Raw genomic sequence first — 13,822 nt, forward strand, 5'->3', positions numbered from 1 at the left:
ACAGGCTGGAAGGCACTCAGGCCAGCCGTAACCCGCATCAGCTCCGCGCAAACGTGCGCGCAGCTTGCAAGACGGGCTGTTTTCTGGTCTCCACAGGGCAGAATATCCCTTTGAATTTTGCTGGTCTGGCTCGCTTATGGCTTTGCTTCGCTCCATCCTGTTCAATGTTATGGCCTTTGTGCTGACCCTGATTATGGGGGTAGGCGCTTTTCCCATTCGCTGGTTCGCCAAGCGGCTGGCGCTGCCTTACGCCAGACTATGGAGCCGGCTGGTGCTCATGCTGTTCCGTGATATCTGCGGGGTGGAAGTGCGCATTACTGGGCTTGAGAATCTGGCTGCGGCGGGCGGTGGGCCCATGCTGATTGCCTCCCAGCATCAGTCCGCCTTTGATACGCTGATCTGGATGTTGCTGGTGCCGTATCCGTCCTACGTGATGAAAGGCGAGTTGCGCCGTATTCCGCTGTTGGGGCCGATGTTGATTCTGGCGGGCATGATGCCAATTGAACGTGCTGCCGGGGCGAAAGCCATGCGGGTTCTGCTGCGGGAGACGGAAAAGGCCGTTAAGGCGGGCAAGCAGATTGTCATTTTCCCTGAAGGCACCCGCACGGCCCCCGGTGAGCATGTGGCGCTCAAACCCGGCATTGCCGCCATGGCAGCGCATGCCGGGCTTCCGGTTGTGCCGGTGGCGACCAATTCCGGCCTGTTCTGGGGGCGCAATGCCTTCCTCAAGCGCTCCGGTGTGCTGCATGTTGCCATTGGCGCGCCTCTCGCGCCCATGAACCGGAAACTTTTACTCGGCGAGATTGAAAACAGCTGGCGCAGGCTGGAGCAGGACTTTCCCGCGCAGGATCGGATTGTAGACGGCAAGGTCGTCTGAGGCGGGGATAAGTCAGACTATCCTGTGGATAACTTTGTGGATGCCGGAGGCGGTGCTTTGACGTGCCGCAGGTAAAACATCCTTTTTCATGTGGCATTCCAGTAAAGGCCAGCATGAATACTGGCAGAGAAACGAAATGGATTTTTGTTGAAAATTAAGAAAGTTCTTGAAAAATAAGCCTGTTTCAATTTTTAAATTTTTATGAAGGACTGTCTGAAAACTGTCATTTTTGAAACACAATTCGGACGCGCTGCTTCTTGCAGGAACGGTGGACCAATGTGGACGAAATGCCGGATTTTCCGAAAGAACAGTGGGACGCTGGCAGTTCCTTCAGCAAAATCTCGCGCATATGAGTCTGCATTTGAGGGGACATGAAAGTCTGGTAAGCTAACCATCTTCTTCGCTCAGCCAGAGTTTTTCATGTCTCAGATGATGCCTGCCGCACCCCTTCCAGCGTTTTTACTGCGCAATGTCCGGATGCTGCCAAACCGGGATGATATTTTGCCGCTTCTGCCCAAAAACGCTGTGATTGCGGAGGTGGGGGTGATGACGGGTGATTTCTCTCAGAAAATTCTCGATATCTGCAAACCCCGGCAGTTTTACGCGCTGGATATTTTCAATGTGCATGAACTGCCGGAAGTGTGGGGGCGCCCGTCTTCTGAAATGTTCGATAATAAAACGCAGCAGGCCTTCTATGAATCCCGCTTTGCGGACGAGATTGCGCGCGGGCGGGTCAAGGTGCTGGCGGGCGATAGTGGCGTGATGCTGGACCAGTTGCCAGACCATGGTGTGGACGTGATTTATCTGGATGCCGACCATAATTATCAGGCCGTTGTGCGGGATCTGGAGCTGTGCGAGCGCAAGCTGAAACCGCATACCGGCCTGCTGATCCTTAATGATTACATCATGGCGGATGGTGGCGGTCCGTACGGGGTCATTCAGGCGGCCCATGAGTTCATGCTGCGTCATGGGTGGGAAATGGTCGTTTTTGCACTGCAGGAATACATGTATTGCGATATCGTTTTGCGCAAGCATCCCGCAACGCGCCCACGTCGTATTCTGCAAAGACTAGTGCAGAAAATGGGTTATACCAAGCTGGGTCGCTTTTGAGTGCGGCTTTTCAGGTCTTCGCTGTCTGGGCCAGCGCTTTGTGTGGCCGGGGGCTGAATGCGTAAATCTTTAGGACTGCTGGCCTGTGCCGGAGCCAGTGTGCTGGCGCTGGATAGTCTGCTCTGGTGGGGTGGTGTTCAGTTTCTGGAGCATCGACTGGCCAGTGCCAGTGCCAGTGCCAGTGCCAGTGCCAGTGCCAGTGCCAGTGGCGGGGAAGGCGTGGCGCAGTCTGTCGGCTGTCCGGTGGTTTTTCAGCACAAACAACGGGGCGGGTGGCCGTTTCGGGCACAGGTATCGCTGGAGGGTGTGCAGATAATGTGTGGAGCCTCAGCCGGGCAGGGTGGCGTGTCTTATGCTGTAAGCCATGCCGTGCTGGATCTGGCCCCATGGCATCCGCTCACAGTTCAGGGCTCGCTGGACGGTGGGCAGGCACTGGCAGTGCAAGCAGAAAAGGGGCCCGCGGGCGGCCAAAAGCCGGGGTATCTCCTGCTCAAAACAGATGGCGCGCCCGTGCGAATTTCTCTGCCTTTACGTGCGGCGGAGGCAGGCACTCTCCTGTTCCACACCGATTTTTTGCATCTGGTGCCGCAACGCGGCGTGGCGGAAGCGCATCCGGTTACGGCGCGAGGTGTGAGCGGAAAGCTGGTCTGGAATAGCCATGCGGATGCGCAGGCCAGCGCCCTGGCACTGTCTTTTGCCGCCCAACGCGCGGTGGTGGCTCCCTGGGGGGACAGCGTGGACGATGTGCAGGGCGCGGTCTCCCTCCCCGGGCCGATGGGAAGGCTTGTAGCACTGTGGTCGCTGGATGAGGCTGCTTCCAATGGTCCACCGGCTTCAGATGCTGGAAATCTGGGCGGGGGAGAGAGTGCAGACGGTGCGATGGGTTCGGCGTCTAAGGACCAGTTGGCGTCGTCCGATCATTGGGCGACGGATGCCGGATCTCCCTCGGTTTTACCGTCTTCGCCTTCCGGGGCATCGCCCGGTTACGCGGAAATTTTGGTGCAGCATGTGGGCGGCCGTTGGCGCAGGCTGGGGATCTCATGGTCGGGTCGGCTGGTCATGGCCCCCGGAGGCACGCCGCTGGGCGAGACATGGCTGACTCTGAGTAACTGGCGACCTTTTCTGGCGCGCTTGCAACAGGACAAAACGCTAAGCCCGGCGCAAACGGTGCTTCTGTCCAGACTGACCGACCAGCTTGAGCAACGCACCGGCGGCACAGAAGGGCCGCTGAGTGTGCCTTTGCAGGTGCGGGACGGGGCTGTGCAGCTTGGCGGAGTGCCGCTTCTGTCTGTGCTGGCGACGCTGCACAGTGTTTCGCTATCGGGGGCGAGCGCCCCCTGATTTCGCGCCCTGATTTAACGTATGATGATGCACGCTGAGACCCCTGCCATGATGTCCAGGGAGTGCTCGTTGCGTTTGTCTCCTCCCTTAAAATGTATCCTTCTCACGCCGTAATCTGGCGAGGGTCGGCACATCAGGGGCGCGCAGGAACGGGTTTGTGGCGCGTTCTTCGCCAAGTGTGGAGGGCACGGTTGCGCGGCCTTCGGCGCGCAGGCGTTTGACCTCCGCCACGCGGGTTTTCAGGGCGGTGTTGTCTGGTTCGGCATGCAGGGCGAAGGCGGTATTGCCCTCGGTGTATTCATGCCCGCAGCAGACCAGCGTTTCATCCGGCAGGTCCGCAAAGCGTTTCAAGCTTTCAAAAAGCTGCTCGGCCGTGCCTTCAAACAGACGACCACAACCCAGACTGAACAGGGTGTCTCCACAGAACAGGGTCGGCGGTTCCGCAAAATAATAGCTGATATGGCCGCGTGTGTGACCCGGCACGGCAATCACCCGGCCCTGAGACTGGCCAACGGCAATCGTCTCATTGTCATGCAGCGCAATATCCAGCGCAGGCATGCGGGCTGCTTCGGAGGCCGGGCCAGCCACGCGGGCATTGTAGCGGGTGCGCAGGGCATCCGTGCCGCCAACATGGTCGGCATGGTGATGGGTGAGCAGGATCAGGTCCAGTCGCCCGCCGGTCTCATCCAGAACAGCCTGAATGGGGGCGGCTTCTCCGGGGTCCACAATGGCGGTGCAGCCGGTTTCCGTGTCTCGCAGAAGCCAGCTGTAATTGTCTGACAAAACCGGAATGGCGCGGGTTTGAAGAGACATGGGGCAATTCTCCAGAGTGGAAACTTTGAGGGGACGCGTGCGCAGTCATGGCGCCGGGAGCGGATATCATGGTACACATCCGCTATGCATAAGGCCATTCCTCCCTCGGCAGACGCCTTTTATCAGACCCATGAGGGCCAGACCTGCGCGGCTTTGCTGCGTGAACGGCTCCAATGGTTCTGGCCTGATCTGCGCGGCCAGCGCGTGCTGGGGCTGGGCTATGCCGGGCCGTATCTGGGGGCATGGCGCGGGCGCGGCGCGCTCTGCATTTCCGCCCGGACGCCGGACCACTGGCCTGAGAGTGCCAACGCGCAAACGTCCATGCCGTTTTCGGCTTGCGACCGGGAATGCGTGGTGGACCCGTATGCTCTGCCGTTTGATGAAGATGCCTTTGACCGGATCGTGCTGGTGCATGCCTGTGCGGAGGAGGACCAGATGGTGCCTCTGCTGCGGGCGGCAGGCCGGGTGCTGAAAGATGATGGGCGATTACTGATGATCCTGCCCAACAGGCTGGGTGGGCGGCTGCGGCAGAAAAATACGCCTTTTGCGCAGGATGTCGCCTGTTCCCGCACAGGCCTGCGTACCATACTGGGCCATGCCATGCTGCTGGCAGAGCGGCGGGATGAGGCTTTGTTTCTGCCTGCCCGGCAGGCCTGTACCAGTATGGGCCGGGGGCGCCGGTCCGATATTGCTGGAAAAGTTCTCTCACCGGGGCTTGGCAGCCTGATGCTGGTGGAAGCCGTGAAAGATGTCTTTTCCGGCACGCCGCTGCCCGTCCGCTCTCCCCGGACATGGTTTAAAAAGATGCTCTGCCCGGCGCAGGAGACGGCAACCCAAAAGAGCGGTGGCCCGCCGGAGGGTGCGAGCCGTATACCGGAGACATAAAGGCAAATTCGCTACGCGTAGCCTTGCCTTCTGCCACGAGCGTTGCCACAGAACCGCGCTCATGGTGTTATCCGCCCGTCTTTACATCCCGTCTGGAGCCAGAGTTCCATTTTCACCTCTTTTGTTCTTTGCAGTTTGTTCGTGCTGTTTGTGGTGGCGGGGGTTCTGGCTGTGCTGCCAGAGCGCCTGTTGCGACGGTGCGCTCCGTGGCGCTCTGAAATTCTGGCCGGGGTCTGGGGCTGTTTAGGCCTGCTGGCGCTGGTCGGCGCGGTGTGCAGGCTGGAAGGCGGGGTGAGCTGGTTCCCGGTGTTCGGCATGGATGGACCGGCTTTGCCCATGCTGGTGCTGCTGGCCTTTACCGGCGGACTGATGGGCGTGGGGCAGCGCGGTCTGGCCTGCGCGCTCACCGGACTGGCGTTTCTGGCTCTTTCTCCCTTGGTTTTCGGGCTCCTTGCAGGCACGGCGCTGGTGTTGCTGGCCGACCGTGGGCGGCAGGGCGTGTGTCTGCCTTTTGCTGTGATTCCGGCCTGTATTCCCGCAGATAGTCCTCTTTCTCCGCCCGCCTTGTGCCTGATGGTGCTGTTGCTGGGCTGGGCGGTTTCTTCACAAAAAGGGCCAGAGGCTGTGTTGCCTGCGGGCATTGGTCTGTTTCTGCTTGGGCGCTTGCTGGCGGAAGTCGGTGTTCTGCCACCGGTGCAGCAGGGCTTGCTGATGGTCAGCGGTGGCGCTGTGGCGCTCTGGGGGGCAGTGCAGGCCGTGCGCAGTCCTGCGGCCTGCGGGGTTCTCGCTGGTGTAGCCAGCGCAGGCTATGGCGGGCTGGTGGTCATGCTGACACTGGCTCTGGCTGCCCCTGTAAAGGGCGGAGAGTTCTTTCGCACAGCAACACTTCTGGCAACGGGTGCGCCGTTTCTGGCGTTGCTGGCAGCCCTCTGGCTTTCCCGGCAGGACGGCGGATTGTTTACGCCAAACAGTGCTGTGGCGCAGGCCCGTGGTAGTCGGCTTGCGCTGGGCGGCAGCCTTTTGCTGCTCTCCGCTGTGCCGCCGCTCGGGGGCTTTTCTGTTTTCTGGTGCCTGCTGAACGCGGGTGAAGTGGCCGCTGCCCATACGCACCCGGCGCAGGCTTTGTGCCTATTGCTGGTTCTGGTCGGAGCTGCTTGTGTCATGGCGCTGGGGATGATCGGTCTGTTGCGGGTGGGGTTTGCAACCTTTGTGCAGCAAATGCCCGCTTCCGTGCCACAGGGCAGCCGAACGGCGGATGATGCCCCATCTCTCAGCAGCGTGCTTCTGCTTCCGGCATGGATCTGCGCAGGGGGTGCGGCGCTGATTACGTTACTGCCTGGTGGATGGCTGGCGCTCGTGGACCATCTGTTTGCAGGGGATACGCCGCGTGATTTTGCCTGGAAGACGCTGGCGCGTGTGCAATTCGCCGGGTCTGATATCACGTTGACGCCTGTGTTCTCGGTGCTTGCACTGGCGGTCTGTGTGGTTGGTGCCGGTTTGCTGGGGCGAGCGTTTGGCGTGTTCCCACTACGTCCGGCGGTGCCCGGTGCAGCCGCATGGCGAGACGGTGCGCCCGTCGTCCAGCAGGATGAGGAAGTGCAGCCTGCTCCAATTTCCGAGCCCTCCATGCCTGTGGTCTTGACCCCCTTCGGGGTTTTGCTGGGTGCTGCGGAACAGAAGCCAAGCGACTGGCCTGTGGTGGAAAAGACGAGCGCCGGGGCGCGGTATCTTCAGGCTGTGCTGTTCAGAACCGTGGCATGGTGTGAGGCGCAGGGCATGGTTCTCATCCTGCTCTTTCTGGGGGCCGGGCTGCTGCTGGGGCTGTTTACTGCAAAATGATGCATGATCTCACATGGGGCTGGGCTTTTGCCTGCCTGCTGGCTCTGGCCCTGCAAACTGTTCTGATGGTTCTGGCAGCCCCCTGGTTTAGTGGCTGGGTCAATCGTCTGGCAGGTCGTCTGACGGGCGAGCATCGTTTTCTGGCAGGTGGTCGCTGGCAGGATATTCATCATCAGTTCCGCAGGCCGGGCCTGCGCCAGCGCGGGGATGGGCTAAGCAGTCTGGCCTGCCGGGGCGCGTTGGTTCTGGCTGTTTTTGCAGCGTGCATGACACCTGTTTTCACGCTGGTTCCGGCAGGTTTTCCCGCACCGGGCTTTTTCCTGCTGTGTTCAGCACTGGTCGGCGCCTCGCTTCTGCTGGGCCTGCCGCTGGTAGTGCAGGGTGGCACGACCACTCTGGCAGGGTATGCGGCGCTGCTCGCGGATAGCCTGCTTTTGCCTGCGCTGGTACCGGTGCTGGTCATGGCAGGTGGTCAGGATTTTTCAGCCTTTCTTGCGCATTTGCGCCAGCTTTCTCCGGTAGGGGATGGCGCACCGTTCGTGCTGATGGGCGTTGCCCTCTTTCTGGTTACGGCCTGGAAAGGGCGGCAGGCGGGGGCGGAACTGCCGTGCCAGCTTTCCGGGGCAGATCGTGCCTTGTGGATGCTGGCTACGGATTGCGTGCAACTGGTCTGGATTACACTGGCCGGGGATGTGGCTTGGGCCAGTAGCCTTGCTCTGCCGGGTGAAAGCGGCGTGGAACCTTGGTTGGCGCAATGTCTTGCGGGTGGCGCATTCTGGGTGGCGAAGCTGGCGATTGCGGCTCTTCTGCTGGCAGGCACGCAACTGATGGTGCTCACTTTCCCGCGTCGGGCGCGTGTGCGTCTGGCTGCGGTGTTCCTGCTGGGGCTGCTGGCCTGGCAGGTCGCGTATTCGGGCCAGTCCGGTGCTGTGGGACAGGACAGAACGGCCTCCGCGCAGGATGAGCAGGATTCTGCATGGAGTGATGAAGGGAACGCAACACCATGACGCTTGCTGTCATCCTGGCGCCGCTGCTGGCGCTGTGTGTTGTGGCCCGAGGCATTGGCTTTTTGCCCGCGCTGGGCGTGGTGACAGCGGTGGCCATGCTGGTGGACGCGCGGGAACCTTTGCAGGAATTTGGCGCGGTTTGTGTGGTGTTGTTTTCCGTGCTGCCGGTCTGGTTTGTCAGCCGATATCAGGATGATGGCGCACGCGAGCGCACCGGCCCGATGGTGCCGTTTCTGGCGCTCGGGCTGATGGTCATTCTGCAACTCGCTACGGGCACGCCTGCGGCTATGGGGGAAGCTCCCGGCCATGCCGGAGCGGCCTATTTGCCTGCCGGACTGTGCGTGGCTCTCGCCGGACTGGTGGCCGTAACCTGTCGTCAGGCTATGGTCTGGCAGTGGGCTGGCCTGCTGGTCTGTGTGGATGGCGTCATGCTCTCCGGCGTCATTGAAAATCAGGTCATGGTGGTGGGCGTTACAGCGTTGGCGGGCTGCGTGGTGGCTCTTCTGGGCGGCATGTGCGTGCATCGCGTCATGCTGCGGGTTGCGGTGGCACCGGCGCAGGACGGGGCAGGGGCTGAGCGCCCTTCCGCCCGGTCCGCAGGGTTTGAACTGGGCGATGTTGAGCAAACAGGCCCGGAACCGCGAGGGCTGGGGCCGGAAGCCGTGGTAGCTCCGCGTATCTGGACAGAAGCCGAGGCAGCGGCTGAGGATGAAGAGCCTCTTCCCCGGCCAGATAAGGCGGCAAAGAAAGCCTTACCTTCCGATGGAGAAGCAAAGGCAGACGTCGATCAGCCGCCAGCAGGGACGGGTGCGCTGCAGGATAAGAGGGCTTCGGATGCAGAAACGGTCGCCTCTGATGATGATGCTGAAACGGTGAAACAGAAGGACGTCCCAGACGCCAGTCATGACACTGCTAAGCCGACAGAAACGGAAAGCACCGAGAGCGGCGTGCTGAAAACAGACCCCTCTGAAAACGCCCTCTCTGAAGACAAGGCGGAGGAGCGTAAGGCTGGGATGAATCCGGCAGATCCTGATGCGGAAGCCTCTGAGAAAGCGCCTGAACACACATCGGATACGGCGACCTCCAGCGCGGCTGACCAGCCCAAGCCGTTTGGCCCGGAAGAGAAAGAGCCTGAGGCTGAGCCTGTACCGCGCACGCCGGAAATGATTGCACGGGATGTCTGGTTGAGAGGCTATCTGACTGAGCGCGGGAGGGACGCATGACCGTTCCTGTTTTTCTGGCTGCTCTGGCCTTTGCATGGCCTTTGCTGGGGGCTGCCATTGTCATGGCTGCACCCACACCGCGCAGCCGCGAGATTGCCATCTGGATGGCCGGGGCTGGCTGTGCGCTGGCTGTTGCCGTGTTCCTCTTCCCCGCCACAAGTGCTGCTGCGGAGGGCTGGGATGATGACCCGGTCCAGCGCGCAGGCCGTGTGATGCTGGCGTTTGGCTTGCTGCTGACGGTGATGGAAAATGGCACCTTGCAGGACCGCCTGTTGCGCGGACTGCCACACATTTCGACCGCACTGACGGGGCTGGCCTGCGTCGCGCCAGACCCGATTATCGGGCTTGGTATTCTGGAAGCCGCACTGGCTTACGGCGTGTTTGTGTTCAGCCGCCCCGCCGGGCAGGCGCGGGCCGGATGGGCGCTGGTGCGCACCGGGTCTGTGGGAATTTTTCTGGTGCTGTCTGGCCTGCTGTTGCCGTCAGGTTCTGCACCAGCCGGACTAATGATGGCCTGTGGTCTGGTCATGCTCGCAGGGCTGACGCCGTTTGGTCAGTCATGGCGTGAGGAAAATGATACCTATCTGTTCCTGCCATTTGCGGGGGCTGCCTTGCTGCTCTCCATGCGGCTGCGAGTGCATGGTGGTGAGGCGTTTGAGACGGCGCTGGTTGCGGCGGGTCTGGCCTCGGTCTGGCTGACAGCCTGCGCGGGTCGCTCCGATGAGGGGCTGCGCCTGTTCCGCACCTTTCCGTCTGCTCTGGCCCTGATGGCTGTGGGAGCAGGAGCCGATGTGGCGGCGTTGCTGTTCCTGTGTGGCTGGTGTCTGGCCGGGGGCAATCGTTCCGGGCGCTCATGGGCGGCGCGGGCGCTGGCCTGCTTCCCGCCGGGTGCGCCGTTTGTGGGCTGTCTGCTGCTGCTCTCCATGCTGAGCGACTGGTCCTGGAGTGTCACGGTGCTGACCGTGGCCGGGATTTTGTGCGCGGTGGTGCGCTCGGTGCCGGTGGAAGGGTTCACGCAGGATTTGTGGCCTGAAGATGCTGCGGGTCGGGTGGCCTGTTCCGTGCTGGTGCTGACCGGATTTCTGGTGCCGCTGGCCATGATGCTGGGAGCGTTCTAATGGATGCTGTAAGCCTGATCCGCGCCGGGCAGGAGACGGACACCCCCTGGCGCTTCCGGCTGGATGAACTCGGCTGGCGCGATATGGTCGCAGCGCTTGAAAAGGATACGCTGCCGTTTGTCGGGCTGTGGTGTGACGGCACGGATGTGCATGCCCTGTTCATGCTCTCCCCCACGCAGCCGCTGGCAGCCACGCTGGCGCTGGAGGATGGACGGTATCCGGCACTTTCCCCCGTAAGGCCGGTCTCGAGCCTATACGAGCGCAGGGCGTATGATCTGTATGGCGCGGAAGGGATGTGGGCGGTCGATGTGCGCCCGCTGGTGGACCATGATGTCTGGTCCGCGACTGCACCGCTGGCCGCCACCCCCGGTCCTGCTGGCGGCCATAAAGGGCAGATCAGCTTTCAGCCGTCTGACGCCTTGCTGGCGGCGGGCGGTGTGAACGCGGGCGCGGGGCCAGCCACCGGCGGCATGGAGGCGCCCTTGCATGTGGCGATGGCCGTAGCTGGCGAGACCATCACGCAGGCGGAAACAGTGTCCGGCTATGCGCATCGGGGGCTTGCGGCTCGCTGGCGGAATAGCCGTCTGGAGGATGCCTGCCGGTTGAGCGGGCGTGTGGCAGCTGGGTGCTCTGTGGCGCATCAGGCGGCCTTCTGTCAGGCTGTAGAAGCCGCGTGTGGCAGTGCAGTGGGGCCGGAAACGTCGCTGATCCGTGTGGTGCTGCTGGAACTGGAACGCATTTTGCTGCATCTGCACACGCTGGCGGGGCTGGCGCGGGGTGCCGGAGCGCTGGTGGTGGCGTCGCGCTGTGCGTGGTTTCGGGAACAGTTGCTGGCAGAGTCTGCGCCGGTCATCGGGTCTCGTTTGCTCATGGACCATTGTGTGCCCGGCGGCACCAGTCTGCGCGAGGCGACAGGTCTGGGCGATCTCTGCATCAGTCTGGCAAAGCTCGGTGAAGAGATTTATCCGGGGCTGGCCACACTCTGGCGCACCTATCCAGCACTTTCTGTTCGTCTAAGTGGGGTAGGCAAGGTGGATGCTACCTTGCTTGACCGCGTGGGGCTGGATGGGCCGGTGGCACGAGCCAGTGGGAAGGATTGTGACGGGCGGCGCACGCAGCGCGTTTACCAGACCCTCTGGCGGGTGACCGCTGGCCGACATGGCGGCACGGCGGAAGATCGCGCTCTTGTCCTGCTGGATGAAATTGGTGAAAGCCTGCGCATGCTGGGCGAAGCAGGCCCCCGGTTGGGGCTGACTGCCGGTGGCCGTGTGGACCTTACTCTTGAGGATGGGGAAGGGCTGGGGATGACGGAAGGCCCGTGGGGTAACGTCCTCTACTGGGTGCGTCTGCATGCTGGCCGCGTCGCGCAGGTGTTTGTGCATGACCCGGCCCCTGCCGCTCTGATGGTCTTTGAAGAGACGCTGGCAGGGCAGGATGTGGCGGATCTGGCTCTTGTGCGCCAGTCCCTCGGGGTGAATGCGGCGGCACTTGATGGCTAGAGAACAGGACAGGAAGGGTTTGCAGTCATGGGGCTGATCCGCGCAGTGTTTGATGCCGCTTTCCGGCAGGGTGTCCCGCGCCTGAAACCCGTCGGGCCGCGCTGGCCGCTGCTGCTGTTCCATGTGGATACCGGTGGTTGCGGCGGGTGCGGGATGGAGCTGGAAGCCCTGGCGACTGGCCCGTATGACATGGAAGGCGCAGGCTTTGGGTTTGTGCAGTCTCCACGCTCTGCGGATGTGCTGCTGGTGACAGGCACGCTCACCCGCACCATGGCCCCCGTGCTGGAAGCGGCGTGGCAGGCTATGCCGAAACCCAAAGGGGTGATTTGCGTGGGGGGCTGCGCCATGGATGGCGGCTATTTCCCGGAAAATTATTCCGTTCTGGGTGGGCTGGACCGCAAGGCGAAAATTGACCTGCAAATTCCCGGTTGTCCACCATCCCCCCAGCAGGTGCTGGACGGATTGTGTTCTCTGTTCGGGCAGCGCGTGCCGCCCGCCAGAGGGGCTCAGGCTGAGGGTTCGTCCTCAACCTCTTCCTGAAGATCTTCAGCCGCTTTTTTCAGCTTGAGAAAGCTGAAATGGCTGAGGGGCAGCAGGATCATATAAATCACGCCAGCGGCGGCCAGTGCGCCCCACGGGTCTGCCACCAGCACGGCTGTGTAAGCCCCCGTGCCCAGCATGACAGGCAGCACGTACTGTGCCGGCACCTTGAAGTTCTTGAAAGACCAGACCCGCAACGTGGACACCAGCAGAAACGCCGTGCTGATGAGTGTGAAGGCAGGCAGCCAGGGCAGACGGGTCAGGCGATAGAGCCAGTCGATCCCCAGCTTCTGTGCTTCCAGCCCCAGAAAGAGCGGGAACAGCGCCAGACCGGCCCCGGCAGGTGCCGGAACGCCCGTAAAGAAGTTGCTGGCGTATTTCGGCTTTTCTTCCTCACCATCCAGCGTGGCGTTAAAGCGCGCCAGACGCAGGGCCATACAGACCGTAAACATCAGGCACGGCAGAAACGCGTAGCGTCCGCCATCCTGCAACGCCCAGAAAAACAGCAGGAAAGAGGGGGCTACGCCAAAGCAGACAAAGTCTGAAAGGCTGTCAAACTCTGCGCCAAACCGTGTGGAACCCCGCAGCAGGCGCGCAATGCGCCCGTCCAGCCCGTCAATAAAGGCGGAAAGCAGCAAGGCGATCCCGGCAGCCTGAAAGCGGCCTTCCACGGCAAAGCGCATGCCCGTCAGGCCCGAGCAAAGCCCCAGCATGGTGAGAATGTTGGGGATCAGCCGGTTGAAGGACGGGCCACGGATTTTTTTGGTCCGCACCCGTTTGCGCAGCCGTTTGCGGCGCAGCCCTCGGGGGGTAAGCGGTGCCTGAGAAGGCGGGGCAGCGGGAAGCTGCGCTGGTGTCTGCGGATCTGTCACGGGATCAGAGGCGCGCCATCACGGTTTCACCACCCACCATGGTCTGGCCGGCTGAAACCAGCGGTTCCACGCCTGGCGGCAGATACAGGTCCGTGCGGGAGCCAAAGCGGATCAGGCCGAAGCGTTCACCCGCTTCCACCTTCATGCCTTCAGACACACTGCACACAATGCGGCGGGCAATCAGACCGGCAATCTGCACCACGGCCATCATCCGGCCATCGGGCAGGGTCAGGCTGAGGGCGTTGCGCTCGTTCAGTTCAGACGCCTTATCAAGGCTGGCATTCAGGAACTGGCCGGGATGGTAGGCAATGCGCGTTACCGTGCCAGCGGCGGGCATGCGGTTGATATGCACATCCAGCACGGAGAGGAACGTGGCAATGCGCCAGACCGGAGCGGTGCCCATGCCCAGCTCGGCCGGGGGAGCGACTTTCTCAACAGACACCACGTGGCCATCAGCCGGGGCCACAGCAACATCGCTGCGGGCCGGGGTGGTGCGTTCCGGGTCCCGGAAGAAATACAGGCAGAAGCCAAAGAACAGGCCGCTGGCGGTGCCCACATGGCGCAGCACCGGGCAGGAGAGCTTCTTGCCCAGAAAACGGGTGACCAGCGTGGTCGCGCCAGAGGCGAGCAGGAAGGGCTTCGCTTCCGGGTGGGGGGGCGCCAGGACAAGTTTGAAAGAGTCGATCAGGGACATGGAG

General features: G+C 62.1%; 13 protein-coding genes. 10 read left to right on the plus strand and 3 right to left on the minus strand.

The genetic code is table 11. The features are described 5' to 3' along the window. Positions 1–136 precede the first annotated feature (136 nt). The 3 genes from ACHQGU_RS04980 (at position 137) to ACHQGU_RS04990 (ending at position 3,328) form a co-directional block, all read left to right on the plus strand. Positions 137–877 (plus strand): lysophospholipid acyltransferase family protein, encoded by a 741-nt coding sequence (locus ACHQGU_RS04980; protein WP_395496057.1) that lies wholly within the window; start codon positions 137–139, stop codon positions 875–877. Between the two features lie 420 nt (positions 878–1,297). Continuing rightward, the gene (locus ACHQGU_RS04985) at positions 1,298–1,987 is read left to right on the plus strand and encodes a class I SAM-dependent methyltransferase (protein ID WP_395496058.1); all 690 of its coding nucleotides are present in this window, start codon (positions 1,298–1,300) and stop codon (positions 1,985–1,987) included. Between the two features lie 57 nt (positions 1,988–2,044). Next, positions 2,045–3,328: a DUF2125 domain-containing protein gene (locus ACHQGU_RS04990; RefSeq protein ID WP_395496059.1), complete on the plus strand. Its 1,284-nt coding sequence runs from the start codon at positions 2,045–2,047 to the stop codon at positions 3,326–3,328. 87 nt (positions 3,329–3,415) lie between these two features. On the opposite strand, the gene gloB is transcribed toward ACHQGU_RS04990, so the two are convergent. Beyond that, positions 3,416–4,141, minus strand: coding sequence for a hydroxyacylglutathione hydrolase (gloB, locus tag ACHQGU_RS04995; RefSeq protein WP_395496060.1), 726 nt, complete (start codon positions 4,139–4,141; stop codon positions 3,416–3,418). Positions 4,142–4,225: 84 nt separating this feature from the next. Here gloB and ACHQGU_RS05000 point away from each other — a divergent pair, with 84 nt between their 5' ends. From ACHQGU_RS05000 to ACHQGU_RS05030, 7 genes are read left to right on the plus strand one after another with little or no spacing between them, the layout of a single operon-like run. Further along, a complete protein-coding gene (locus ACHQGU_RS05000; RefSeq protein WP_395496061.1) occupies positions 4,226–5,026 on the plus strand; it encodes a methyltransferase in 801 nt (266 codons plus the stop codon). Positions 5,027–5,068: 42 nt separating this feature from the next. Next, a complete protein-coding gene (locus tag ACHQGU_RS05005; protein WP_395496062.1) occupies positions 5,069–6,865 on the plus strand; it encodes a hypothetical protein in 1,797 nt (598 codons plus the stop codon). Further along, positions 6,862–7,872: a hypothetical protein gene (locus ACHQGU_RS05010; RefSeq protein ID WP_253554911.1), complete on the plus strand. Its 1,011-nt coding sequence runs from the start codon at positions 6,862–6,864 to the stop codon at positions 7,870–7,872. Before ACHQGU_RS05005 ends, ACHQGU_RS05010 begins: the two co-directional genes overlap by 4 nt. Continuing rightward, on the plus strand, positions 7,869–9,095 hold the full coding sequence (locus ACHQGU_RS05015; RefSeq protein ID WP_395496063.1) for a hypothetical protein: 1,227 nt from the start codon (positions 7,869–7,871) through the stop codon (positions 9,093–9,095). The genes ACHQGU_RS05010 and ACHQGU_RS05015 overlap by 4 nt, the downstream gene beginning before the upstream one ends. Continuing rightward, positions 9,092–10,213: a hypothetical protein gene (locus tag ACHQGU_RS05020; protein ID WP_061507144.1), complete on the plus strand. Its 1,122-nt coding sequence runs from the start codon at positions 9,092–9,094 to the stop codon at positions 10,211–10,213. The genes ACHQGU_RS05015 and ACHQGU_RS05020 overlap by 4 nt, the downstream gene beginning before the upstream one ends. Beyond that, positions 10,213–11,712, plus strand: a complete 1,500-nt coding sequence (locus tag ACHQGU_RS05025; RefSeq protein ID WP_395496064.1) for an NADH-quinone oxidoreductase subunit D — start codon at positions 10,213–10,215, stop codon at positions 11,710–11,712. The genes ACHQGU_RS05020 and ACHQGU_RS05025 overlap by 1 nt, the downstream gene beginning before the upstream one ends. A gap of 27 nt (positions 11,713–11,739) precedes the next feature. After that, entirely contained in the window at positions 11,740–12,252 is a 513-nt protein-coding gene (locus ACHQGU_RS05030; protein ID WP_395496065.1) for an NADH-quinone oxidoreductase subunit B family protein, read from the plus strand. Here the strand turns inward: ACHQGU_RS05030 and ACHQGU_RS05035 are convergent. Further along, a complete protein-coding gene (locus tag ACHQGU_RS05035; RefSeq protein ID WP_197056284.1) occupies positions 12,219–13,010 on the minus strand; it encodes a phosphatidylcholine/phosphatidylserine synthase in 792 nt (263 codons plus the stop codon). The two genes, ACHQGU_RS05030 and ACHQGU_RS05035, sit on opposite strands and share 34 nt — an antisense overlap. A 118-nt stretch (positions 13,011–13,128) precedes the next feature. Continuing rightward, a complete protein-coding gene (locus ACHQGU_RS05040) occupies positions 13,129–13,818 on the minus strand; it encodes a phosphatidylserine decarboxylase (RefSeq protein ID WP_395496066.1) in 690 nt (229 codons plus the stop codon). Positions 13,819–13,822: the final 4 nt, after the last annotated feature.

Origin of the sequence: Acetobacter sp. KSO5 (assembly GCF_044094635.1) — a bacterium.
Lineage (GTDB): Bacteria > Pseudomonadota > Alphaproteobacteria > Acetobacterales > Acetobacteraceae > Acetobacter > Acetobacter cerevisiae.

Coding starts and splice junctions, on each gene's coding strand:
- ACHQGU_RS04980 (WP_395496057.1), top strand. CDS start 137: ATGGCTTTGCTTCGCTCCATCCTGTTCAATGTTATGGCCTTTGTGCTG.
- ACHQGU_RS04985 (WP_395496058.1), top strand. CDS start 1,298: ATGTCTCAGATGATGCCTGCCGCACCCCTTCCAGCGTTTTTACTGCGC.
- ACHQGU_RS04990 (WP_395496059.1), top strand. CDS start 2,045: ATGCGTAAATCTTTAGGACTGCTGGCCTGTGCCGGAGCCAGTGTGCTG.
- gloB (WP_395496060.1), bottom strand. CDS start 4,141: ATGTCTCTTCAAACCCGCGCCATTCCGGTTTTGTCAGACAATTACAGC.
- ACHQGU_RS05000 (WP_395496061.1), top strand. CDS start 4,226: ATGCATAAGGCCATTCCTCCCTCGGCAGACGCCTTTTATCAGACCCAT.
- ACHQGU_RS05010 (WP_253554911.1), top strand. CDS start 6,862: ATGATGCATGATCTCACATGGGGCTGGGCTTTTGCCTGCCTGCTGGCT.
- ACHQGU_RS05015 (WP_395496063.1), top strand. CDS start 7,869: ATGACGCTTGCTGTCATCCTGGCGCCGCTGCTGGCGCTGTGTGTTGTG.
- ACHQGU_RS05020 (WP_061507144.1), top strand. CDS start 9,092: ATGACCGTTCCTGTTTTTCTGGCTGCTCTGGCCTTTGCATGGCCTTTG.
- ACHQGU_RS05025 (WP_395496064.1), top strand. CDS start 10,213: ATGGATGCTGTAAGCCTGATCCGCGCCGGGCAGGAGACGGACACCCCC.
- ACHQGU_RS05030 (WP_395496065.1), top strand. CDS start 11,740: ATGGGGCTGATCCGCGCAGTGTTTGATGCCGCTTTCCGGCAGGGTGTC.
- ACHQGU_RS05040 (WP_395496066.1), bottom strand. CDS start 13,818: ATGTCCCTGATCGACTCTTTCAAACTTGTCCTGGCGCCCCCCCACCCG.